This window comes from Paenibacillus sp. Soil750 (genome assembly GCF_001428045.1).
GTDB lineage: Bacteria > Bacillota > Bacilli > Paenibacillales > NBRC-103111 > Paenibacillus_E > Paenibacillus_E allorhizoplanae.
Genome location: NZ_LMSD01000003.1, coordinates 129,448 through 153,184, shown reverse-complemented (window position 1 = coordinate 153,184; position 23,737 = coordinate 129,448). Strand labels below are relative to the sequence as shown.

22 protein-coding genes are annotated in these 23,737 nt (G+C 44.3%); 5 read left to right on the top strand and 17 right to left on the bottom strand.

Going from position 1 to position 23,737, the window contains the following annotated elements; genetic code table 11:
- Positions 1–16 precede the first annotated feature (16 nt).
- From aspS to ASL11_RS04975, 3 genes are all read right to left on the bottom strand, one after another.
- Entirely contained in the window at positions 17–1,798 is a 1,782-nt protein-coding gene (gene aspS, locus ASL11_RS04985; protein ID WP_056610444.1) for an aspartate--tRNA ligase, read from the bottom strand.
- 43 nt (positions 1,799–1,841) lie between these two features.
- Entirely contained in the window at positions 1,842–3,107 is a 1,266-nt protein-coding gene (gene hisS / locus ASL11_RS04980; protein WP_056610442.1) for a histidine--tRNA ligase, read from the bottom strand.
- Positions 3,108–3,538: 431 nt separating this feature from the next.
- Entirely contained in the window at positions 3,539–3,847 is a 309-nt protein-coding gene (locus ASL11_RS04975; RefSeq protein WP_056610440.1) for a winged helix-turn-helix transcriptional regulator, read from the bottom strand.
- A 157-nt stretch (positions 3,848–4,004) separates the two neighbouring features.
- Between ASL11_RS04975 and ASL11_RS04970 the strand changes: the two genes are divergently transcribed.
- Both ASL11_RS04970 and ASL11_RS04965 read left to right on the top strand, forming a co-directional pair.
- Entirely contained in the window at positions 4,005–4,397 is a 393-nt protein-coding gene (locus tag ASL11_RS04970; protein WP_056610438.1) for a DoxX family protein, read from the top strand.
- A gap of 299 nt (positions 4,398–4,696) precedes the next feature.
- Positions 4,697–5,017, top strand: a complete 321-nt coding sequence (locus tag ASL11_RS04965; protein WP_056610436.1) for a hypothetical protein — start codon at positions 4,697–4,699, stop codon at positions 5,015–5,017.
- A gap of 98 nt (positions 5,018–5,115) precedes the next feature.
- Here ASL11_RS04965 and ASL11_RS04960 read toward each other — a convergent pair whose 3' ends face one another.
- The 10 genes from ASL11_RS04960 to ASL11_RS04920 all read right to left on the bottom strand — a co-directional run bounded on the left by ASL11_RS04960 (position 5,116) and on the right by ASL11_RS04920 (position 16,880).
- Positions 5,116–7,080 (bottom strand): FAD-dependent oxidoreductase, encoded by a 1,965-nt coding sequence (locus ASL11_RS04960; RefSeq protein ID WP_235550378.1) that lies wholly within the window; start codon positions 7,078–7,080, stop codon positions 5,116–5,118.
- A gap of 135 nt (positions 7,081–7,215) precedes the next feature.
- On the bottom strand, positions 7,216–7,389 hold the full coding sequence (locus tag ASL11_RS36290; protein WP_157256822.1) for a hypothetical protein: 174 nt from the start codon (positions 7,387–7,389) through the stop codon (positions 7,216–7,218).
- An 84-nt stretch (positions 7,390–7,473) separates the two neighbouring features.
- Complete coding sequence (gene dtd, locus ASL11_RS04955) at positions 7,474–7,914, bottom strand: D-aminoacyl-tRNA deacylase (RefSeq protein WP_056610434.1); 441 nt, start codon at positions 7,912–7,914, stop codon at positions 7,474–7,476.
- A 22-nt stretch (positions 7,915–7,936) separates the two neighbouring features.
- Positions 7,937–10,123, bottom strand: coding sequence for a RelA/SpoT family protein (locus ASL11_RS04950; protein WP_056610433.1), 2,187 nt, complete (start codon positions 10,121–10,123; stop codon positions 7,937–7,939).
- Between the two features lie 183 nt (positions 10,124–10,306).
- Positions 10,307–10,819 carry an adenine phosphoribosyltransferase gene (locus tag ASL11_RS04945; protein ID WP_056610431.1) on the bottom strand — a complete coding sequence of 171 codons (513 nt, stop codon included), beginning with the start codon at positions 10,817–10,819 and terminating at the stop codon, positions 10,307–10,309.
- A gap of 26 nt (positions 10,820–10,845) precedes the next feature.
- Positions 10,846–13,263, bottom strand: a complete 2,418-nt coding sequence (gene recJ, locus ASL11_RS04940) for a single-stranded-DNA-specific exonuclease RecJ (RefSeq protein ID WP_056610429.1) — start codon at positions 13,261–13,263, stop codon at positions 10,846–10,848.
- A gap of 66 nt (positions 13,264–13,329) precedes the next feature.
- Positions 13,330–14,280, bottom strand: a complete 951-nt coding sequence (locus ASL11_RS04935) for a cation diffusion facilitator family transporter (protein ID WP_056610426.1) — start codon at positions 14,278–14,280, stop codon at positions 13,330–13,332.
- A gap of 65 nt (positions 14,281–14,345) precedes the next feature.
- Entirely contained in the window at positions 14,346–15,272 is a 927-nt protein-coding gene (secF, locus tag ASL11_RS35630) for a protein translocase subunit SecF (protein ID WP_056610424.1), read from the bottom strand.
- Entirely contained in the window at positions 15,262–16,494 is a 1,233-nt protein-coding gene (gene secD, locus ASL11_RS35625) for a protein translocase subunit SecD (protein WP_082595266.1), read from the bottom strand. Before secD ends, secF begins: the two co-directional genes overlap by 11 nt.
- A 101-nt stretch (positions 16,495–16,595) precedes the next feature.
- The gene (locus ASL11_RS04920) at positions 16,596–16,880 is read right to left on the bottom strand and encodes a post-transcriptional regulator (protein ID WP_235550377.1); all 285 of its coding nucleotides are present in this window, start codon (positions 16,878–16,880) and stop codon (positions 16,596–16,598) included.
- A gap of 203 nt (positions 16,881–17,083) precedes the next feature.
- Here ASL11_RS04920 and spoVB point away from each other — a divergent pair, with 203 nt between their 5' ends.
- Positions 17,084–18,649: a stage V sporulation protein B gene (spoVB, locus tag ASL11_RS04915; protein ID WP_056610420.1), complete on the top strand. Its 1,566-nt coding sequence runs from the start codon at positions 17,084–17,086 to the stop codon at positions 18,647–18,649.
- 11 nt (positions 18,650–18,660) lie between these two features.
- Here spoVB and ASL11_RS04910 read toward each other — a convergent pair whose 3' ends face one another.
- Positions 18,661–19,347, bottom strand: a complete 687-nt coding sequence (locus ASL11_RS04910; protein ID WP_056610417.1) for a DUF421 domain-containing protein — start codon at positions 19,345–19,347, stop codon at positions 18,661–18,663.
- Positions 19,348–19,451: 104 nt separating this feature from the next.
- Positions 19,452–20,780 (bottom strand): SLC13 family permease, encoded by a 1,329-nt coding sequence (locus ASL11_RS04905; protein WP_056610414.1) that lies wholly within the window; start codon positions 20,778–20,780, stop codon positions 19,452–19,454.
- Positions 20,781–20,891: 111 nt separating this feature from the next.
- On the opposite strand from ASL11_RS04905, the gene ASL11_RS04900 reads away from it, so the two are divergent.
- Both ASL11_RS04900 and ASL11_RS04895 read left to right on the top strand, forming a co-directional pair.
- Positions 20,892–21,272: a TIGR04086 family membrane protein gene (locus ASL11_RS04900; protein ID WP_235549783.1), complete on the top strand. Its 381-nt coding sequence runs from the start codon at positions 20,892–20,894 to the stop codon at positions 21,270–21,272.
- A gap of 96 nt (positions 21,273–21,368) precedes the next feature.
- Positions 21,369–22,208, top strand: coding sequence for a phosphatase PAP2 family protein (locus ASL11_RS04895; RefSeq protein ID WP_056610410.1), 840 nt, complete (start codon positions 21,369–21,371; stop codon positions 22,206–22,208).
- Between the two features lie 53 nt (positions 22,209–22,261).
- Here ASL11_RS04895 and yajC read toward each other — a convergent pair whose 3' ends face one another.
- Together yajC and tgt are read right to left on the bottom strand one after the other, a co-directional pair.
- Positions 22,262–22,570, bottom strand: coding sequence for a preprotein translocase subunit YajC (gene yajC, locus ASL11_RS04890; protein ID WP_056610408.1), 309 nt, complete (start codon positions 22,568–22,570; stop codon positions 22,262–22,264).
- A gap of 15 nt (positions 22,571–22,585) precedes the next feature.
- On the bottom strand, positions 22,586–23,725 hold the full coding sequence (gene tgt / locus ASL11_RS04885; RefSeq protein WP_056610406.1) for a tRNA guanosine(34) transglycosylase Tgt: 1,140 nt from the start codon (positions 23,723–23,725) through the stop codon (positions 22,586–22,588).
- Positions 23,726–23,737: the final 12 nt, after the last annotated feature.

Below are 23,737 nucleotides of genomic sequence, written 5' to 3'. Positions count from 1 at the left end.
TTCCTCTTCAAAGTTCTTAGGCTTTCGCAGCAGGCTGCTTAAGCGCTAAGCGAATCGATAGTTGTTCTAGTTGTTTATCATCAACAGTTCCCGGAGCGTCCATCAACAAGTCTGTTGCGCTAGCTGTTTTCGGGAATGCGATCGTTTCTCTTAGGTTCGTACGGCCTGTGATTAACATCACCAAACGGTCAAATCCGAAGGCAAAGCCACCGTGTGGAGGCGTACCGTATTCAAATGCTTCCAGCAAGAAGCCGAATTGTTCATACGCTTCTTCTTTGGAGAAGCCTAGCGCTGCGAACATTTTCTCTTGCACATCACGTTGGTAAATCCGCATGGATCCGCCGCCTACTTCATAGCCGTTCAAGACTAGATCGTATGCTTGCGCGCGAATTTGACCTGGATCTGTATCAAAGAAATGAATGTCTTCTTCGTTCGGACGAGTGAACGGGTGATGTTCTGCTACATAACGTTTCGCTTCTTCGTCATATCCAAGAAGTGGGAAGTCTACAACCCATGCATATTTGAATACCGAGTCATCGATAAGACCAAGTTGACGACCTATTTTCAAACGAAGATTACCTAGCACATCAGCAACGACTTTCTTTTTATCCGCAGAGAATAGAAGTAGATCTCCATCTTCCGCGCCTAAACGCTCTGTCAATGCAGCGATTTCAGCTTCGTTGAAGAATTTCACGATAGGCCCTTTGAACTCGCCGTCTTTCACTTGAATCCAAGCAAGACCCTTCGCGCCGTAACGTGCTGCAAATGGAAGAAGATCGTCAATTTCTTTACGACTCCAAGTGCCGCAGCCTTTGGCATTAAGTGCTTTAACTTGGCCACCGCCGTTTACTACACTTGCGAATACTTGAACGCCAGAAGTAGAAACGATGTCGGATACATCCTTCAGTTCAAGGTCAAAACGAAGATCAGGCTTATCTGAGCCATATTTCGCCATCGCGTCCGCATGTGTAATCCGTTGGAACGGACGAGGAATGTCAACATTCGCTGTTTCTTTCATCAGTTTCACAACAAGCTCTTCAAGAATCTCAAGAAGCTGATCCTGGGATAAGAAGGACGTCTCGATGTCGACTTGTGTGAACTCAGGCTGACGATCTGCACGAAGATCTTCGTCGCGGAAACAACGAGCAATTTGGTAGTAACGCTCAAGACCACTAACCATCAACAACTGTTTAAAGATTTGTGGGGATTGTGGAAGTGCAAAGAACTCACCAGGATGGACGCGGCTTGGTACTAAGTAATCACGTGCGCCTTCTGGTGTACTTTTCGTCAAGATCGGTGTTTCTACATCAATGAAGCCTTGGGAATCCAAGAAATTACGGAATACGTTGGATGCTTTGGAGCGCAGCATCAAGGTACGTTGCATTTCTGGACGACGCAGGTCTAGGTAACGATATTTCAAACGAACCGCTTCATCCACTTCTACGCCATCTTCAATGAAGAACGGAGGTGTTTTCGCTGCGTTCATGATTTCGATTTCTGTAACTTGAATTTCGATTTCACCTGTCGGGATGTTTTTGTTCACTGTTTCAGCATCACGTTCTACGACTTTCCCTTTAACTGCAAGCACGTATTCATTACGTGCACGGTCTGCAATCGCCAATGCGTCGCCAGAGAAATTCGGGCTAAACACCGTTTGTATTAAGCCACTGCGATCACGTAGATCGATGAAAAGAAGGCCGCCAAAGTCGCGTCTTACTTGCACCCACCCATTAAGTATTACTGTTTCGCCTACATGGGCTTTTGTTAGCTGCCCACAATGATGTGTTTTGAGCATCATGATTGTTATTTCCTCCTCGTAGTGTCCATATTGGTGTAGTTGTCTATTCGAATAGTGTCTTTGCAGCGTTTGAAGCAAGATCCACTAAACTTAGCGTGATTTGATTTCCTGTTTCCATCTTCTTCAGCGTAATCTCGCCGCGTGCCAACTCATCGTCACCAAGAATCGCCACATAGGTTGCTTGGAAACGATCAGCGGACTTCATTTGAGCCTTCATCTTGCGGCCCTGATAGTCCTTCTCTGCTTTTAAGCCTTGAACTCTAAGCTGGTGCAGAAGTTTTGTAACTTCTTTCTCCGCGGCTTCGCCTAGACCAATCAAGTACACATCAAGCGGCTCAGGCTTAGGAATTTCAACCCCTTGCGCTTGCAGTACAAGCAGAATACGCTCTAGACCAAGACCTAAGCCTACACCTGGTTGATCTGTACCATGGCCACCGATTTGTTCGACTAGACCATTGTAGCGTCCGCCCCCACCAATCGTGTCTATTGCACCGATACCTGCTGCTTTATATTCAAACGCAGTGTGCGTGTAGTAATCCAGACCGCGCACAAGACGAGGATTAATATGGTACGGAATCTCCATCGCTGTTAAGTGCTCTTGCACTTGTGCAAAGTGAGTGCTGCACTCTTCATCCAAGAACTCAAGGATATCAGGTGCGCCTACACCATATTTTTGATCGATTTTGCAATCGAGAATACGCATTGGATTACGGTCGTAGCGCGACTGACAATCCTTACATAGCTGATCCTTCACTGGGGCAAAGAAAGCCTGCAGTTGCTCACGATAAGCCGTTCTAACCGCAGGTGTACCTACGGAGTTAACCTCCACGGTTACCTCTTTTAGTCCAATCTCTTTATAGAACGTGTAGCCAAGCGCGATCACTTCGGCGTCAATACTTGGATCCACGGATCCGAATGCTTCAATTCCGAACTGATGAAACTGGCGGTATCTCCCCGCTTGCGGCTGTTCATAGCGGAACATAGGTCCCACATAAAACAACTTTGTCAGATCAGGGATACCATAGAGTTTATTTTCTACATACGCTCTAACGACCCCCGCCGTACCTTCAGGGCGAAGCGTCATGCTCCGGTCACCTTTATCAAGAAAGGTATACATTTCTTTTTCAACGATATCTGTCGTTTCTCCAACCCCGCGCGAAAAAAGCTCAGTACTCTCGAAAATTGGTGAACGGATTTCTTTGTAATTAAAACGTTGACACAAGTCTCTCGCTTTGGATTCTAGGTACTGCCATTTCTCGACCTCGCCTGGAAGCAGATCTTGTGTACCTTTCGGCTTCTGAATACTCATTGAAGTAACCTCCCTTTTTCTCTACTTACGCGCCTTTCTAAAAGCAAAAAATCCCCCATCCCCGACTTACGTCAGGGACGAGAGATTTGATTAACAAATTCACCCGTGGTACCACCCACATTCAGCATGCTATGTTTCCTGCTTACGCAATCAAACACATCTTGCTCTTTGCGGTTAACGCCCGCTATTCGCACAACTACTACTTAGCACATGAGCTCATGGCTGTTCCCAGTTGGTCCTCGGGGAGGTCTGTTCATTCGCTCATCATGGGAAGCTTGCAGCCTAGGCTTCCTTCTCTGTACATGTGGGGGCAAATTACTGTGTCCCTTCAATGGATCACATTCTTATGGAATTACATTATGGTTATTGTAAACATTGGTAAGGGCAAAGTCAAGAGACAACCATACTTACTATGCATCCTCAACCTATATTTAGTTAAAAGTGTCCGCCCATTTCTGTACTTCATCCATAACAGGCTGAAGTCCTTTCCCTTTAGGCGTTAATTCATACTCAATCCGTACCGGTGTCTCTGGATAAACATGCCGAATAATAATCTCCGCAGCTTCGAGCTCCTTGAATCTTTCTGAGAGCATGCGATCACTCATACTTGGGATTAATACGGAGATATCTTTAAACCGCTTAGGCCCAGATAACAATACATTCACGATAAGTCCTGTCCAACGTTTTCCCAGAAGTTCGAATGCATGCTCGAATTTGGGACATAGTTGATCATTTTCCATCTTAATCATCTCCTTCGAGTTCTTGCCGATTACGGCACCAAACACTTCTGTAATAACTATTTTAACATAGTCGCTTGACAAAAGTAAGTGCTTCGTAATAATATACTAACATAAAGTAAGTTGTTAAACAAAATATATTAAAAGAGGAGATGTTAGTATGGCATTAGGACTATTGATTATTCGTTTGGTGATTGGGTTAACAATGGCGGCACACGGTACACAGAAATTGTTTGGTTGGTTTGGAGGTTACGGACCTAAAGGTACAGGCGGATTCTTCGAATCCATCGGTATCAAACCAGGTGTCATGATGGCGGTCGTAGCTGGTTTAATCGAATTAGGTGGCGGCCTGCTCTTCGCCGCTGGTTTGTGGACAGAAGTTGGCGCTGCTCTTATTATTATTACAATGATTATGGCTATTATTAAAGTTCATGGCAAAAACGGCTATTGGGTAACTTCCAATGGATTTGAATATAATCTAGCCTTACTAGTCATAGCACTTGGCGTTGCTTTAATCGGTGCTGGTGATTATTCCATAGATGCACTTATGTAAAAATTAAATTCGCAAACCGTCCAGCTTAGGCTGTGGCGGTTTTTCTTTGTATACAAAGAAAATAGCCTGCAGCACGAGGCAGCAGGCTTTCAAAAGTTTATATTTTAAAGGGGGTCGACTATTAGTATATCCCTCCTAGATTAAAGGAACATGAAGCTCTTATTACAATTTGATTACACCAAAATCCCGTTAACTTTCAAGCATTTTCATTTCGTTTCATCCGTATATTCATCCTATTTTCACATATACATGTACAACAAGGCGGATGGCCTTGAATATAACATCTGGAGGCTGTAACAATGACACTACAAAACGAGTTTCAAGAGGAACGTCAAGATCTCGTGGTGCTTTTCTCTGAGGAATCCGAAACCGAAGCCGAAACTGTAGAAGATCAAACTGCTGACGAAGAAGCAGCCGAAGAAGAGGCCATTGAAGAGTCAGATACGGATGCTGAAGAAGCGGAAGAAGAAGCGGCTGATGAGGAAGAAGCAGAAGCTGAGGAATCAGAGGAAGCTGAAAGTGAAGAATCCGCAGACGAGGAGGCAGAAGCTGCCGACGACGAAGAAGCAGAGGAATCCGCTGAAGCAGAAGCGGACGAAGAAGCTGCCGACGAAGACTGAGAAATGTAACCGCAACCATCCTTTCTGTCATAGCCAACTACAAACTAAGAGCCTTACAGCCACATCTACTGCGGCAATAAGGCTCTTTATTGATGTATCTAAGGCTTACCTGTCAAACCAATCTTAACGTCACGAATCATCATGTACGTATCTGCATTGGTGAGTTTTTGCTTATCTGCAATGCCATTAATCGTAGCTTCTGTTAGCAGTTTTCCCTCTACGAGCTTCGCTTGCGCTTCAGCAGCCGTGCCCTTAATACCAAGTGCTTGCGTGAAGGTATAGCTTGCTTGCTCAAGAGTCAACGGAATTTTGTCCGCATTGTCCACCTTAGCGATGGCTTGGTTAACGTCTCCTGCAAATGCATCCGGCTTCATCTTCCTCGCGCCACCAACCACATTGACCATTCGTTTCGGATTAGCCGCGTCGTCAAGGCGGAAGTTATTATCATAAGCACCAGATGCTAGTCCGAGCATCATCGCCGTTTTCAAACCCTCGAATGACTTATGTTCCATAAATGGCTGCGGCTTAATGGTCATCGGCTGAACTTCCATGCCTTGCTTATTCAGCTGAGCCTGCAGCTTTGCTATCATGTCCTTGGATGCTGAAATCTGACGGAACGTCATATTCTCCGCTTTTGCCAAACTCACCGCAGCTCCAGCCGCCTCACCCTCTGCCATGCCCGTCGGCATAACGCGAGCACTTCCATGTGGCAGTGTATCGTAACTTGCCGCTCTACCTACCACAAGTAACCCATCAATCTTCTGTGGAACGATGCTGCGGAATGGAATCGCATATTGTTTCGGCTTACACACGACATTACCTGAGTCTGTAGGCGCTATACGCTGGATATCCACGGGGTAAGATCCGAAGCCGATGCGATCCCACTGATCCGCATTTGTACAAACATCGACGATACTCAATCGGTATTCACCCTGCATATGTCGAGTCTCCCTCACATAAAGCTCTGGTGCTGAACCATCGAGCTCAACGGATGAGAATTCCGGGAACGTTTTCTGCATATAAGCAACAATATTCGGCAGTTCCTTCTTCCCAATATCGAATGCTTCTTGAACCGATTTCGGATCAAAGGTATCTACGCCAAAAATCTGCAAGGCATTAATAAGCACCGTATTGTTATTTTGCCTCCCCATATTGAGGCCTCTCATTTTGGCTCTTTCCTTGTTAAGTGCAGGATAATTGCTCATTTCACTGTATCCAAATACACTCACATCGGTAACACCCGTACCCGAATTGTCATCCCCATTCAATCGATTGGCCATCAATTTCCATACTTCAGGTGTGACATTCTTCAAACGAAACGCCAGCGTGACGGCCATTTTCGATTTTGGATCTCCGATATCCTCATGTCCCATTGTAAAAGGAACCCCTGCTGCTGCTGCGAAGTCACCATCTTGTGTCGCATCAATGACTGAAGCGGCTTTGACAACTTGCGTGCTGCCATTTTCAAGTGTTATCGTCGCACCCTGCACCGCATTTTTATTTTGCGAAAGCAGTGGGTCTATCTTCTTGGTTTTCATCAAGACATCAATATTCTTTTCATTCTTTACGGCATCGTAGAAGGCATTGGCCGCTGTATTCACATCGAAGGAATCGCCTTCCGTTTTGGCATACCATTCCGAGAAATACCCTTTATTCCAGACATCATCCTTGCCGAGCAAGGTTTTGCTTGTGGAATAATTCATATCCAAGGAATTAATCCAGCCGAGTGTCATTAATCCGCCAAAAATCTCACGATCCCGGCCATCGACTAAAAGTGTGCTCAATCCATTCCGAGCTGATGAAACCGCAGCGGCTACGCCCTCCGGGTCTGTTCCAATTACAATGACATCATAGGCTTCTTTCGCCTTTTTTACCGATTTCACTTCTTCAAGGGCTTGTTGCTGATCACTATGTCCTTTGGCGTTCTTATGGTGATTATATTGATAGTACATGGCGGCCGTTGCAGCAACCAGCGTAAGTACAATCAAAACTACCATTAACCATAGCCAACCTCTGGATGTGGATTTGTTGCGATTCGAATTTGCCATTACGACTTTAAGCACCCACCTTATCTCCTGCATGTCTTACAATAATTCCATAGGCTAGTTTACCACAATTTGATGGAGGAGAGAAATTCTGCCTTCGGCACAAATAAAACCACGCAAGGCTGACGAACAGCGCACACGTGGTTTTATGAATTACCGGAACGATTTCTTTGGGATACTTTTCATTTTTTCCTGATCAGAAGTGAATTCTGCACTAATTTCAACATCCGCAAAGGCATTTCCTTGACTCATCCGCTCAGCCATAGAGGAATGGAAAAGTTGCTGTATCGGGGCAGTCATCATCTTTTCTTTTATGGATTGACGCATCTGTAGGCTCCTAACCGCTAGTTTATACATGTATAGTATAACCAGTGACTAGACTGCCTATCCTGAATCCTTCTCCCAAATAGCTTATTTACTATCGATCATCAAGGTAACAGGTCCCCAATTCGTTAGGGAAACATCCATCATTTCACCAAATGCACCCGTTTCAACTTGTAAACCCTGCTCTCTGAGCAATCTGTTGAATTCCTGATACAAAGGTTCTGCTTGTTCGGGCCTTGCCGCTGACATGAAATTTGGCCGTTTGCCTTTACGACAATCTCCATATAGCGTAAATTGTGACACAGACAAGATAGCTCCGCCTGTCTCAAGGACAGACAAATTCATTTTACCTGTTTCATCTTCAAAAATTCGAAGCCCGGCCACTTTATCTGCAAGATACTTCGCATCGTGTTCGGTATCTTCATGGGTTATGCCTACCAATAGCATGAGCCCCTGCTCAATGCGACCGATAGTTTGATTATTGACGGTGACTTCCGCATTCTTACAACGTTGAACAACAACTCTCATCGTTCCTAAATCCCCTTAGTAACTAGGTCTGCATAATCCGTTGAACCGAATAAATATCTTTAACGCGTTTTATTTTTTCTACAACGGACTGTAGGTGGTCGATATTTTTAATCAAAATCGTCATATGAATCGTCGCCATTTTGTTCTTATCGGAACGCCCAGAAACAGCTGAAATCATTGTCTTGCTCTCCGAAACAGCTTGCAGCACTTCGTTTAAGAAGCCGCGGCGGTCATGGCCTGTTATCTCAATTTCCACATTGAAATTAGACTCAACAGCCTCTGCCCAATCCACTTCAATAACCCGTTCCTCCTCGCCCATACTCGTTGGAATGTTCGTGCAATCCGACCGATGGACAGAAACGCCGCGCCCGCGAGTAATATAGCCAATAATGAAATCCCCAGGAACTGGATTGCAGCAACGAGCAAATCGGACAAGCAAGTTATCTACACCTTTGACGCGTACACCGTTTGTAGGACGGCTTTTGCGCTCCGAGGATACAGGTGCTTTGACCTCTTTCACTTCACTGCTTAGCTTAATAATCTGGGCTTCTTCCGCTTCCTTACGCAGCTTCTCTGTTAGCTTGGTACATATTTGTGCTGCCGTTATGCCACCAAAGCCAACCGCTGAGAGCATGTCTTCAATATCGCTAAAATTAAACTTCTTCGCCGCTTCCAACATTTTATCATCGCTCATTAAGGTTGGAGGATCGATGGCTAAGCGTTTAAGCTCACGTTCAATCATATCCTTACCTTTTTCAACGTTCTCTTCACGCTTTTCTTTCTTAAACCACTGCTTAATTTTACTGCGTGCGTGGGAGGATTGCGCGATTTTGATCCAATCTTGACTTGGCCCATAGGAATGCTTAGAAGTTAGGATTTCAATAATATCACCGGTTTTGAGCTTATGATCGAGCGGAACGATCCGCGAATTGACTTTGGCACCAATGGTACGGTTGCCGATTTCTGTATGAATCCGATATGCAAAATCCAACGGAACTGCGCCAGCTGGAAGCTCGATGACTTCCCCTTTTGGCGTAAATACGAAAACAAGATCCGAGAAGAAATCCATCTTCATGGATTCCATGAATTCAGACGCATCGTTCGTTTCATGCTGAAGCTCCAGAATTTCGCGGAACCAGCTCATTTTATCCTCGAAGGTACCCGATGGAACAACAGTGCCGCCTTCTTTGTAAGCCCAATGTGCGGCGATCCCGAACTCGGAGGTACGATGCATTTCCCACGTCCGAATCTGAACCTCTAACGGCTCACCCTTCGGCCCAATAACGGTCGTGTGCAAGGATTGATACATATTCGGCTTCGGCATCGCAATATAATCCTTGAAACGGCCAGGCATCGGTTTCCATAACGTATGAATGATACCCAAAGAAGCATAGCAATCTTTAATGCCGTCAACAATGACGCGTAAAGCCATGAGATCGTAGATCTCGTTAAATTGCTTGCCGCGGGAGCTCATTTTTTTGTAAATGCTGTAGAGATGCTTCGGTCTTCCCGAAATATCCCCCTGAATCCCCATCTCATCTAACTTCTCTTTGATGCTGTGAATGACATCTTCAATGTATTGCTCACGCTCAGTCCGTTTCTTCTGCATGAGATTCACAATCCGATAGTATTGCTGCGGATTCAAATAACGGAGGGCAATGTCCTCCATCTCCCATTTGATTGTGGAAATACCGAGTCGATGGGCAATCGGGCAGAAAATCTCCAGCGTTTCTTCCGCAATGCGGCGCTGGCTTTCTTCCGATTGATACTTAAGTGTCCGCATGTTATGCAAACGATCCGCAAGCTTAATCAGAATAACCCGAATATCCTGCGCCATCGCAACGAACATTTTGCGGTAATTCTCATTCTGTTGCTCTTCTTTGGATTTGAACTTAATGCGCTCCAGCTTCGTCAAACCATCAACGAGCATCGCACAGGTTTTCCCGAATTTATCTAAAACAGTTTCGAGTGAAACTGTCGTGTCTTCAACCACATCATGCAGAAGTGCGGCGATCACCGAAGTGACATCCATCTGCATATTCACCAATATATCTGCAACAGCGAGTGGATGCAGAATATAGGGCTCACCCGATTTGCGTACTTGGCCATGATGGGCTTCATCCGCGAATTCATAGGCCTCCCGAATCCTCTGCAAATCATTCTCTTTCAGATAGGTGGCGGCCTTTTCCAGCAGCTGCTCTATACCCATGCATTACCCATTCCCTTTAGTCGATTTTTATTCATTATGCCTGCTAGTCAGGCCCCTCGTCAACTATTCACGTACAGGCTTCGACAAAAAGCATCATAGCTGCCGCAAACTCATCACATTTACTCCTTAGAATGCTATGAAAAAGAGAATCGAATAACGAACATTCGATTCTCCAACCCTGTCTTAATATTGAACAAGTGATACGACATCAAAACCTTCGAATTTGCTGCGGCCATCCAAGTACGTAAGCTCGATTAAGAAAGCAGCTCCGACGATTTCTCCACCAAGCTGTTTGATCAAATCAATGGACGTTTGAATCGTTCCGCCTGTTGCAAGCAAGTCATCCGCAATAAGCACTTTCTGTCCAGGCTTAATGGCATCCTTGTGCATAGCCAACTTATCTTTGCCGTACTCTAGCGCATAATCCGCTTCGATCGTTTCGCCGGGCAATTTGCCACTTTTGCGAATTGGAATAAAGCCCACGCCGAGTGCTGTAGCCAGAGGGGCACCAATGACAAATCCACGCGCTTCCGGACCTGCAATTACGTCAATTTCCTTGTCTTGAATGAGTTGTTTTAATTGCTCGATGGCTTCTTTATACACAGGGCCATTCTGCAACAGCGTCGTAATATCTTTAAAACGAATACCTGGCTGTGGAAAATCCGGGATAACGCGGATATAATCTTTGAAATTCATATGATTTCCTCCAATGTAAACTCTGTTTATTTTATGTGATCAGCGATCCATTGCTCCAGCTCTTTCGCTGAAGAATACATAACAATGGCTTCAACTTCTTGACGATGCAATCGATGCTGGTACAATCGTGATGTTGTTAAATCTCTTTTGGCAGGTGTGGCACTTAATGTAACCATATTATCATGTTTTACGACAAATTCTAATTCCTCAAAAACAGATAAAATAAAATGAATCATTCCGAGTGATAATCCTGACCGTTTACTGAAAGATGTCATCATCCTGGTATCTTGCAGTTGAAGTGATTTCTCCTTTTGCAAGGTACCATACAGCATCTTGAACATATCCCTTGAAGGCAATGTATTGCCGCTGTCCTGCCCTAGCTCGGCAAATACAGGGTAGCACCGCATCATCCCTGTCGCCTGCTGAAGTACTGATTTCAAGCTGTCAATACGACGAGGCAACGTGTACAGAATGACATCTTGCAGCTCATCGAACGCCACCCCGTTCGCTGCCTCATTGGCTGGCCTTACTTGGCCAGTATCCTGCACGATCCAATACGGCACTTGATGCCCGACTTGTGCAGCTACTGTTTGATACAACGGTGCATCCGCTTCATCAAACAGCACGATTCCAGGTGAGCGCAGTGGCGCCGCTGGTCCTGCTGAGAGATTGCTCGCAAGCGCTGCAAGCTTCAGGTGTAATTGTCCCGTGCCACGCCAATCAAATACCTGCGTGTGCGGGATTCGCAGATCCTGCATGATGATCTGTGGCTTTCTAACACCATTCCACTCATTAATCGAAAGTTCTCCTAAGATATCTATCTTGGCCGAGGGGGCAATTAATGCTGCTAAGCTACCTTTGCCAAAGCCCACGGCTTCTACCGAACAGCTAACTTCATCCTTAGCTTGAGATAGTCCCAGCTTCAAATGCTGTTTTTCTTTGCCCATGGTCCGAATATCTTCAAGACCTAAATCCGTGAACATGAACTTAGGCGATGGATTCCCCATTCCGAATGGTGCCAGTAATTCTAGCCCCTCAATGCTTGCAATCGGGACATCAGCTAGGTTGCACGCATTATCTACCCGTAATACAGGTACGAAGTCCTGATCCGTTAACGTTGCCGCTGCAAGCTCATTTAGTCGAATTGCGAAAGCTTCCAGATGGCTGCTATCCAAGCTCATCCCTGCGGCTGCTTGATGACCACCGTAGTGGTCCAGTAGGTCCTTACAAGCTGTCAACGCTTTGTGCAAATCAAAGCCTGCAATCGAACGTGCAGAGCCTTTGGCCATACCCTTATGGGGATCAATGCTCAGCACAAGCGTAGGTCGATAGAATTTCTCCACAATCTTGGAGGCTACAATCCCAACGACACCAACATTCCAGTTCTCTTTAGCTACGACAATGACTTTATCCAAGCCCTTCGCTCGCTGCTCCTCAGCCATCGCAAATGCTTCTTGGACCATATCCTCAACAATTTGTTGACGCTCTTTATTCAGCATATCCAATTCGAAGGCAATTTGCTCCGCTTCTTTTTCATCTGTTGTGGTCAACAGCTTGACGGCAATATCAGCCGCTTCTAAGCGACCACTCGCATTAATTTTCGGAGCGAGCGAGAAACCGATGTGTCCAGCAGTAATCTCTTTCCGTTCAATGCCCGACACACCGATCAACGAACGAAATCCAACATAGCTGGAATCCTGCATACGTGCGAGGCCCATCTTCACTAGCAACCGATTCTCACCTGTGAGCGGCATAAGGTCGGCAACGGTTCCAAGCGCAGCGAACTCAAGAAGTTCCTCTGGAAACCGCTCTAGCAGCGCATGTGCAAGTTTAAATGCCACACCTACACCTGCTAATAGCTTGTAGGGATACGGACAGCCAGGCTTCTTAGGATTAATCACAGCTAACGCGTCAGGCAGCACTTCTGGTGGTTCATGATGATCAGTCACAATCACATCTAAACCAATTTCATGGCAATACGCTATTTCATCAACAGCACTTATTCCCGTATCCACAGTGATAAGCAACTGGACACCTTGTTCCTTGGCCAAGTCCATTGCAGCACGATTCAATCCATAGCCTTCTCGAATCCGATGTGGAATGTAAGTATCGAAATGTGCTCCTAACCCTTTTAACAAATGCGCCATTAAGGATGTACTGCTTACTCCATCTGCATCATAATCGCCGTAAATACGAATGAATTCCTTATTGTGTAAGGCTTTGCGAATACGCTCCACAGCTGGAAGCATCCCATCTAACAAATAGGGATCATGGTAATCACCGACGCCACCTTGCATAAATTGTTTGGCCTCAGACACGCTGCGAATATCTCGAAGAACTAGAATACGGGCTACCAAGGGATCCAACTGCAGCTCACGAACAAATTCTTCAACAAGCGCCTCATCCGCATTTCCAATGTTCCATCTTGCCTTCGGTGCTAGCACTTGGTGGCTCCTCCTTGGTGTTTTCCTATGAAAATTTCACGGTACGTAATCTTCGAAAACAATGATTTAGTGTAAAACAGACGGCAGCTCACTTGCTTCCACATCTGCCTGCTTATAAGGGTAACCTGCATCGTAAGGATTTACATGTATGTATACATGCGATACATGATGGTATTGCTTCATCAGCTGTTGTTTAATCTTCTTTGACACCTCATGCCCTTCCCAAACTGAAAGCCTAGGATTCACACTGATGGTCATGTCGATGACAACATAATGCCCATGTTCTCTCGCGTTCAAATCATCAACCATAATCACACCATGAATCTTTTGAACAGCTTTAACAAAATCAGCTGCCTCTTCTTGGTGAAGAACTTTTGCTGTTGGTGTAGATATGGTTTTGCTGACTAACGAGAAACCCATTTTACCTATAAAAAGTGCAACGATGAGTCCTGCAAAGGTGTCTACATAAGAAAATGCTGTAAATCCAATTGCTTGAGTCAGCATCGTGTAGAGAACACTTACAGTGACCACAAAAGAAGAGTATATATCGGAACGGCGTCTTCGTGCATTGGCAATAAATTCCTCAGTCCCTAACTGTTTACCAAGCTTACTTAAGAATTGGAACATCGCTTCCTTCGCAAGCAGCGAAAAAACGAGAACAGCGAAGGTCATTATGGTGGCATCATATTCGACCTGGTTGATCAAGGATTTAACCGTAATAACGCCTAATTCAGCACCAATTAATAAGATCAAGACAATGAATAGAATAGAACTTACTGAAATTTGTGGATCCAATCCACGTAAAGAAGCTCCAGCAAGTTGCACTCTCATCATCCTTACTCTGTTGATGGCAGCAGCAACTACACAAATTCCTGCTCCCGACTGCGCGGCAGCTGCGACCAGAGAATTACTATGTACTTGAAAGCCAACAATCCCCATCAGACAAGCTAACACGGTAAGTACAAGTATTGCTGACCAAAGCGCGTATTCTGTCTTACGAAATCCCTCATCATTCACGTGGACATTCCCCCTGAACGGATACAAAGGCCGCGCAACAATCACGCGGCCGGTTATTATGGTTATTACGCTGCAGCTTTCTTTTTAGAACGTGATAAGGAATTTCTTTTGAACAAGTACCATAAGGAACATGCAATGAAGATGGAAGAGTAAGCACCGCTCGTTAAACCAATTAACTTAGCCAAAGCGAACAACTTAATGGACTCGCTTCCGAACAGATACAAACAACCTGCAGCGATTAACACGACGAGTACTGTATTAATGTTACGTGCCATCGTTTGCCAGATACTGTCGTTAACGAGTGCAACTAAATCTGCATCTGTCTTCAGTTTAGCAAAACGCAGGTTCTCACGAATCCGGTCAAAAATAACGATCTTATCATTAATGGAATAACCGATTGTGGTCAATACAGCCGCAAGGAACGGAAGATTCACTTCGAAGCGGAAAATGGCAAACATCGCGATAACGATGAACGCATCGTGTAGAATAGCGATAATCGCAGCCAAAGCAAAACGCCATTCAAAACGGATACTTACGTACAAACAAATTAGTACGCTTGAAATTGCAACTGCATAGACAGCTTTCATCAATAATTCTTTCGCTAGCTGTGGATCCACGGTATTAATTTCCTTGGAAACTTCTGCGCTATAAGCTGTTGCAAAAGCGGTTTGGATTTTGTTCACTGTCGCATCGTCAAGCACGTCATCGAAACGAATAGACACGCGATCACTATTGTTACCACCAATTGTAGGATCCGCATATTTCGACTTCACATCACCGTTGGTGTTCAAGCCATGCAAGATTTCCTCAACCTTCGCACTGTCCAGTTGTTTACCCACAACGAGGTCGATATTCGTTCCTGCTTTGAAATCGACACCGAAATTCATACCTGAGATTAACATAACAACTAACCCAATGATAAGAATTGCAGCCGATAAGATGAAAAATTTATTACGATTTTTTACAAAATCATACTTTTGCTTAGAGTCCACGGATGTCTGCCTCCTTCACACCGAAATAACTTGGCTTTTTCAGCAAATTACCCCGGATAATAAGATGTAGCAGCCATCTGGAGAACAAAACGTTCGTTAAGATACTGATAATAATACTCATCATCGTAATAACTGCGAATCCGCGAATAGCACCGTTACCTACATAATACAGCACGATACCCGCGATTAAATTCGTAACGTTCGCATCCATAATCGTACGGAAGGAATGCTTCGTCCCTGCTTTCAAAGAAGAAAGGATACTCTTGCCTGCACGGATTTCTTCGCGAATTCTTTCGTATGTGATAATGTTCGCATCAACGGCCATCCCTGCACCTAATACAAGGGCGGCAATACCAGGCAACGTCAACGTGGCATTCATAAAGTCAAAGATCGCTAATAAAACCCATACATACGTAATCAAAGTGAAAGCAGCAACTAAACCTGGAACACGGTAGTAAATCACCATGAACAAGAAGATTAAGATCGAAGCGATTAACCCTGCTCTGGCTGTTTCATGCAAGGAGGCTTTTCCTAATGTCGCATCGACACGTTGTATGTATTTTTCCGTTAATTTAAGAGGCATTGCACCCAAGTTAATCATCTTCGCTACTTTGGTTGCTTCTGCAACGTTTGTTTGTGTAATGATTGCTGAGTCGCTGTCAATTGGGAAATTAACCGATGCCGTGGACTGTACAACATCATCCAAGTAAATAGACAAGGTACTGCCAACCAACTTCGTTGTTACTTCTTTGAATTTCTCTCTGCTCTTCATTTTGATCTCAACGATCGGTTGCTTCGTATTCGGATCATAGCTTAATTTCGCTGCATTCTCGACGAAGTCTGTTCCATTCATGTATACCGTTCCATCAGGACCTCTGAAAGTAAGTACAGACGGTTTGGACATCAAAGTACGAACTTCTTCTTCGTTCTCAACACCTGCAAGACGAACACGGATGCGATCTGATCCTTCTGGGTACACCTCAGGCTCAGCAACGCCAAGTGAATCCGCACGTTTAGCAAGGCTTTGTGCAGCTTCCGTAAGCGTTTCCTTCGTGAGGGGTTGTCCAGCCGTTAATGGCTCTGCGGTGTACAATATTTCAAAACCGCCTTTTAAATCCAATCCAAGCTTAATACGATCTACAAGCCCAGGGCTCGTTATTCCAACTGCGCCAAGAACAATGACAACCGTTAGAAAAAAGAACGAAATTCTTTTCCAATCCAGCATCTGTTGCTAGTCTCCCTTCAATACTCAATATGCCTATTATACTCAGGTCTGAAAAACGAGTCAATTTAAGTCGTTTCACGCAAAAAATAAGCCCATTCTTAGAATTGGGCTCCTCTATACATACTAATCGTCATCCAGTTCATAAACGCTGTAGATTTGAGGGACAAAATGTCATTTACGATTTGATGGAGAGAGGGCAACCCTGTTTTGCGGTATTTATCACTTACACAATCCCATATATCCTTGCCAGTAACGTGCTCGTATCCAAGCAGAATAAACTCTTCAACCTTGCTCAAACACAAACTTTCGATAATTTCATTCAGTTCTTGATCCGACATACCTGGATGCTCTTCTTCACTTCCGTTATCCTGTGCGTCATTCATGGGGGATCCTCCTAAAAGTTTTGCTTAAGCAAAACTATCTACGTAAGCATAAGCTAAGGCATTCGTTTTACCTGTAAGTTATATAGTTCGATAGCCACCTCGGAATTTCCTGCCAAATGCGCACTTGTCCATAAAATCTTAGCATGAGCTTGGACAGCTCGCGCATAGTCATAGGTATGACAATATCGGAAGAGGGTATGGCAGTGACCAAGCAGTCGTTTATTAGAGGTACAATGATCCTGCTCGCCGCAGGCATTTTGAATCGCATACTTGGCTTCATACCCCGAATGACTTTACCGCGCGTGATCGGGGCTGAAGGCATTGGTATTTATCAAATGGGTTGGCCATTCCTGTCCGTTATTTTAACTATCATTACCGGAGGTATTCCCATTGCCATTGCCAAGCTGATCGCAGAAGCGGAAGCTGAGAAGAATGAGACCCGGATTCGCAGCATTTTGCGCATATCTCTAGCGATCACGATATCACTTAGCTTCATTTTTACAGTTGTCTGCCTGCTAGGAGCATCATGGATCACGTCTCATTTATTGACGGATTCCCGTGTTTACTATACTTTCCTATGTATGAGCCCCATGATACCCATTATTGGCGTCTCTGCTGTTTATCGCGGCTACTTTCAAGGCAGACAAAATATGATTCCTACCGCGACCTCACAAATTATGGAAACGTTGATTCGTATTATCATGGTTCTCGTCTGTTCCTATATGATGGTCCCTTATGGCATCGAATATGCGGCAGCAGGTGCGATGATTGGCGTTTTGGCAGGCGAAATTGGCGGACTAGCCGTATTGGCTATTCATTTTAGATGGGATAAAAAAGCTTTAGCTAAGCCTCCAATTGCTCAAATAGGAACGAAGAAAACAACAGGTCGACTCTCCAATCTGCGTAGAATCTTACGTATCTCAATCCCGATCACAGGAAGCAAACTTATCGGTGCTGGCTCCTACTTATTGGAGTCGATCTTAATTGCTCAAAGCTTAGCGATCGCCGGCATTACCACATCACTTGCAACCGCGCAGTACGGAGCCTTACAAGGTATGATCATTCCTATCATCCTTTTACCGAGTGCACTGACCATGTCATTATCCGTTTCTCTGATTCCCTCATTAAGTGAAGCTGCCGCCCGCAAAGACCTCAAGACTATCCACATGCGATTGCATCAATCGTTAAAACTCGCTTTAGTGACAGGTGCCCCTTTCTCTGTATTGATGTTCGTACTCGCTGAACCGATTTGCAAGTATCTGTACAATCAGCCTGATGTCAGTGTCATGCTTAAGATGATGGCACCGATCGCGATATTCATTTATTTTCAAGCTCCGCTGCAATCTGCCTTACAAGCATTAAACAAGCCTGGAGCTGCTCTAATCAACACGTTAATTGGATCGACAGTCAAGTTATTCTTAATCTATTGGTTGGCCAGCAAGCCCGAAATGGGCATACACGGCGCTGTATTCGCCATTAATGTGAATATCGTTTTGGTTACACTGCTACACTGGAATAGTGTCGTTCGTCTGCTCAAATTCCGTATGGAAGGCAGCAGTTTCGGGAAAATTGGCGCGGCCATGCTTCTCTCAGGTCTTGTTTGTTATTTTATCATGTACACGCCTTGGGTGTCCGCGACCTGGATACGATTTGTGTCCTCCTTATTGTTAGGGCTCTTTTCCTATATCTTTTTCATCACGGTATTTCGACTCATCAGTCTTAAAGATATCGGTCGACTGCTGAATATGGGCAAAAAATTAATACGTTGAATTCCAGCGACTCACCTCTTTCGATCAAGAAACATTCTGCCGCGATGATCAATTGAACAATAGAAGATTTCTTTAAAATCCCTAGCTCCTTGTTCTTGCAGCTGATTTTTCAACCAAAATCTCGTTTGACCAATTTTCTCTAAGTTTTCGTCTTGTACTTTACCATCCATAATAAGAGGCAGCGGCAAGCCTTCGTAACGAATCTTGTTATTTAATTTCGTTACCTCCAGCCCTGTCTCTTTTTCATTTTTATCTTTCTCAACTACACTTAACTTCCCCGAAGGTTCCAAGATCGCAAATTCCACATCGGCCACGTTCATAATTTTATTTTGTCTCAATTGCAGCATCAGATCATCTAAATTATAACGATGCTTCTTCATTTCGTTTCGATTAATCATTCCTTTATTGATGAGCACACTCGGTTTCCCGTCGAAAAGCACACGAATGGTGCGACTTTTCAACGTAATATAGGCAATGACAACTTGAATAAGCACCAGAGTCCCCATCGGTAAAATACCAGACACAAGAGGCTTCTTCACGTCCTCAAGCACGAACACAGCAATTTCCGCAATCATGATCGAAATGACTAGATCGAAAAGCGAAAGCTTACCAATTTCACGTTTCCCCATAATACGAAGCATGAGAAAAACAACAAAATAGATAAGCACCGTACGCAAAAAAATGGTCAGAATCTCCATCGCAACCTCCCTGATCTAAGCTCTAGCTCGTTCTCGGAGTTCACTGGTATTCTGACCGCGTACGCACCTCATCATGCAGATATTACGTATTCAATTGTTGGCAATTACAACAAGAATAATTTGAAATATAACGTAGAAATCAAGAGCAGCACGAAACAAATCGGGGCAGCAACCATCACATACTCACTTTGTTTTAACTTTACACCATCATGATAGGTAAAAGATGCCGCGTATAAGCTGGCGATTGAGCTCACTAGTGTCACACCGCTTCCTATCCCGCTTCCGACGATCAATGCCCACCACATCGGCTGAGTTGACGTCTCTACAAGCTGCTCCATTTGATCAACAATCGGAATCATCGCAGCAATGAATGGGATATTATCCATCATCGCTGTACCAAAACTATTCAACCATAACAATAGAATGGATAGGAACGGGATGCTCCCTTGGCTTAGCTCTAGCCCTCGATTTGCAATAAAACCTGAAAAACCTGCATACGTCAAGCCCCCAACCATGATAAAAAGTCCCAAGAAAAAGAGCCATTGTGTTTCTCTCAAGTGATGCCATACCGCACCAAAATCCTTATTTCTAATTACCTCAAAAATATCTTTGTAATTCATAGCTAGTAAAGCAATAGCCCCGGAGGCTGTAATGTAGGCTGGACTCCATGCTAATAAACCATGAAGACATAGCACAACTAAGGTCACCCCTGTAATTATACTGCTTCCCAAGACGAATTCTTTATGGGGAGATAAATAGGAGCTTGGCTTAATGCTTAACAGCTCACGCATGTGTGCTTCAGCCGCTACTAAGCGCTTTCGATAGATCAACCACATAATGAGATAAACGACGGCTAACAGCAAGCAAATCAGAGGAAATAATTGAATGAACATTTCCCCCGCCGAAATATGCCCTGACGCCCCTAGCATACGGCTAGGTATATTCCCCATAATCGTTGCTGCACCGCCAATATGTACGGATAATAACATCGATATTAGAAATGGGGCCGGCAGTAACCTCATTTTTCTGGACGCAATTATGATGAAAGGAACGATGACAACAACAGCCATTAAACTATCCAAGAGCGCAGAGATCAGCGCCGCTAGCAGCGAGAGACTAATGATAACGGTAAGTGCCCGCATGCGATATTTTCGAACAATTGAACTTACGATATACGAAATAATGCCAGTTTTCTGGAAAAGGCTCGATATGATGAAAAGACTCACGAGATAGATTAAAATCGGCCAACTCGCGTAGGTTGTTAGTGCTTTTTGGAGCGGTACAATGCCTAAAATCAGCATCAAACAAGCCCCACCAAGCGCGGTATACATACGATCCCATTTTTCAATCAATATACAAATGTAAGCAGCTGCAAAAATAAGCAGCGCCGCTACAGCTTGCCACATCACCGGTCCATGAGAGAATTCAGTCATAAATAATCACACTCCTTTGATCTATAGTTTGTACTAATTCTATGTGCTTGGCCATACAATGATGATAATGAAGCGCTCGAATATAGGAAAGGAATGATGCCTGTGAACCCTATGAAAACGGTCAGTCAGGTTCGAATAACATCGCCATTATTTTCAGGACTTGTCTACTCATTTAGTATGATGACCATTGGAACCATTGTGACCTCCTTGTTTTTGCTTTTAACAAGCACACAAGAAAGCTCCTTACACACATTAACAACCATCATCCACGCGGTCTCCTTATTTATTGGAGGATGGGTTTCAGGTAAACGGGCCGGTAACCGCGGCTGGTATCACGGGGGCATGGTCGGCGTCTTCTATTTCATTCTCATTTTCTTAGTCGGTTTTCTGGCATTCGATGCAGGGTTGAATCTTCAGTCCCTCCAATTACTTGGCATTTTATTCGCATCTGGGGCGCTCGGTGGCATACTTGGTGTAAATACTCAAAAATAAGTCTTTTCCGTGAAGATTGCACTTCCCCCCCGTTGAATGTGGTATAATGTCATAGTTATTGCCGCACAAAACTTCCAATATATAGGGGGATACAACTTGAGCCCTTTTCAATCTATGACGCATGCGACAGTTTATATTGTACTAACAATTTTCGCTTTTGTAATTATCGCAACGCGAAAGAGCCCATACACGATTGCCAGTAGTTTAGTTCATGAAATATTTACTTCACGCAAGTTCCTTTTTCATTTCATCGCGTTGCTGATGATCCTCATGTTTAACAAGATGGAGATGGCAATTGAGAAAGGCATGCAATACAAAGCCGATTTCACGAAGTCAATCTATGGCATTGAGGGTGACTTTGTAGCAACGATCCAGAACCTTTTTCATAATGATATCCTTACGATCGTATGTAGTTATTTCTATGTCATTATATTCCCATCGATTATGATTACTTCCATTGCTATTTACACGTATCAGAAGAATCATAAACTTTTTTATGCGGTCTGTTATGCACTCATGTTCAATTATATGATTGCCATCCCTTTTTATCTTTTTTTCCCGGTTAACGAAGTATGGTTTTTCCACCCTAAAGTAGATCTTCTAATCTTAGATGTGTTCCCAACTTTCGAGCAAGATTACAGACCATTATCAGGACTCGATAATTGCTTCCCAAGTTTGCATACTTCCATATCCATTTCAATGGCCGTCATCGCGGTAAAAAGCCGAAACACATTTTGGAAAATTTTCGTACCCTGTTCAGCAGCCTTTATTATTTTCACAATCTTCTATTTAGGCATTCACTGGTTGTCCGATATGTGTGCTGGTGTCGTACTCGGTGTCGTTGCTGCTCGAATGGGTCTGCGCATTGCCGAAGGTCGTCTTATCCTTGGTGAGCGTGCACTCCTTAAACGCCCTGTAAAGAATAACGAATATTAAATATATGTAAATAAAAAGCGAGAGCCTATTATAGGACCTCGCTTTTTGTTAACTTATTCCTTAGTAGCAGGCGTTTGTGCAACTGCATTAACGGCAGAGCGATCAAAAGTCATTTTCGTTGCATCGTTGACACGAAGTACGCAAATGTCATCTGTGATTTCTACAATCGTGCCATGAAGACCGCCAATCGTAACAACCTTATCCCCTTTTTTCAATCCTCCGAGCATTTGACTACGTGTTTTCTGTCTTTTTTGCTGTGGACGAATAAGTAAGAAGTACAGAACTACGAACATAAGCACTAAAGGTCCGTATGTATACAAATATCCTACTGCACCAGTGGTACCTTCTTCAGCTAGAAACATAGGTATCCTCCTCTCTTAGAATCCTCTTTCATTATCATTCAGCCCGTAAGCGGCAAAGAAGGTATCGCGGAAATCAAGTAATCGATCTTCCTTAATGGCTTCTCTTACTTCACGCATAAGCTGTAGTAGAAAGTGAAGGTTATGAATCGTCGTCAAGCGAATCCCGAATGTTTCATCTGCTTTGATGAGATGTCGAATATAGGCGCGACTGTAATTCGTACATGTATAACAAGAACATTTGGCATCCAGCGGGCCGAAGTCCGTTGCATATTTCGCATTACGAATAACTAGACGACCTGAGCTTGTCATACAAGTCCCGTTTCTAGCAATCCGCGTCGGTAATACACAATCAAACATATCAATGCCTCGGATAGCGCCTTCAATCAATGCGTCCGGCGAGCCAACCCCCATCAAATAACGGGGCTTATTCGCAGGCATAAGTGGTGTTGTGTAATCTAGCACTTCATACATCAAGTGCTTAGGCTCACCTACACTCAGTCCACCAATAGCATACCCCGGGAAATCCATGGAAGTCAACTGCTCTGCGCTCAGCTTGCGTAGATCCTCATGCATACCACCTTGGATGATTGCAAACAAGCCTTGATCCTGAGGTCTTGCATGACTTTGCAGACAGCGCTCCGCCCACCGCGTCGTACGCTCCAGTGATTTCTTCACGTAATCGTATTCCGCTGGAAACGGCGGACACTCGTCGAAGGCCATCATAATGTCAGAACCAAGAGCATTCTGAATTTCCATCGCCTTCTCTGGAGATAGGAATAACTTATCACCATTCAAATGCGATTTGAATGTGACGCCTTCCTCCGTAATTTTACGCATATTGCTCAAGCTAAAAACTTGAAATCCACCACTGTCCGTCAGGATCGGTCGATCCCAATTCATGAACTTGTGCAACCCACCAGCTTCTTTCACTATCTCGTGTCCAGGGCGAATGAATAAGTGGTACGTGTTGCTTAAAATAATTTGAGCGTCCATCGTTTTCAATTCTTCCGGACTCATTGTTTTCACAGTTGCCTGTGTACCTACCGGCATGAACGCTGGCGTTTCGATAACACCATGCGGGGTGTGAACGCGGCCTAAACGAGCGCCAGATTGTTTACAGGTTTTAATCGATTCATACGTTACTGCTGCTGTCATGATATCCACTTC

Excerpts from the sequence above, each read along its gene's own strand:
- aspS (WP_056610444.1), bottom strand. The coding sequence starts at position 1,798 with ATGATGCTCAAAACACATCATTGTGGGCAGCTAACAAAAGCCCATGTA.
- ASL11_RS04975 (WP_056610440.1), bottom strand. The coding sequence starts at position 3,847 with ATGGAAAATGATCAACTATGTCCCAAATTCGAGCATGCATTCGAACTT.
- ASL11_RS04965 (WP_056610436.1), top strand. The coding sequence starts at position 4,697 with ATGACACTACAAAACGAGTTTCAAGAGGAACGTCAAGATCTCGTGGTG.
- ASL11_RS04945 (WP_056610431.1), bottom strand. The coding sequence starts at position 10,819 with ATGAATTTCAAAGATTATATCCGCGTTATCCCGGATTTTCCACAGCCA.
- ASL11_RS04900 (WP_235549783.1), top strand. The coding sequence starts at position 20,892 with ATGAAAACGGTCAGTCAGGTTCGAATAACATCGCCATTATTTTCAGGA.
- ASL11_RS04950 (WP_056610433.1), bottom strand. The coding sequence starts at position 10,123 with ATGGGTATAGAGCAGCTGCTGGAAAAGGCCGCCACCTATCTGAAAGAG.
- tgt (WP_056610406.1), bottom strand. The coding sequence starts at position 23,725 with ATGACAGCAGCAGTAACGTATGAATCGATTAAAACCTGTAAACAATCT.
- ASL11_RS36290 (WP_157256822.1), bottom strand. The coding sequence starts at position 7,389 with ATGCGTCAATCCATAAAAGAAAAGATGATGACTGCCCCGATACAGCAA.
- ASL11_RS04920 (WP_235550377.1), bottom strand. The coding sequence starts at position 16,880 with ATGAATGACGCACAGGATAACGGAAGTGAAGAAGAGCATCCAGGTATG.
- ASL11_RS04910 (WP_056610417.1), bottom strand. The coding sequence starts at position 19,347 with ATGGAGATTCTGACCATTTTTTTGCGTACGGTGCTTATCTATTTTGTT.
- hisS (WP_056610442.1), bottom strand. The coding sequence starts at position 3,107 with ATGAGTATTCAGAAGCCGAAAGGTACACAAGATCTGCTTCCAGGCGAG.
- yajC (WP_056610408.1), bottom strand. The coding sequence starts at position 22,570 with ATGTTTCTAGCTGAAGAAGGTACCACTGGTGCAGTAGGATATTTGTAT.
- dtd (WP_056610434.1), bottom strand. The coding sequence starts at position 7,914 with ATGAGAGTTGTTGTTCAACGTTGTAAGAATGCGGAAGTCACCGTCAAT.
- ASL11_RS04970 (WP_056610438.1), top strand. The coding sequence starts at position 4,005 with ATGGCATTAGGACTATTGATTATTCGTTTGGTGATTGGGTTAACAATG.
- ASL11_RS04905 (WP_056610414.1), bottom strand. The coding sequence starts at position 20,780 with ATGACTGAATTCTCTCATGGACCGGTGATGTGGCAAGCTGTAGCGGCG.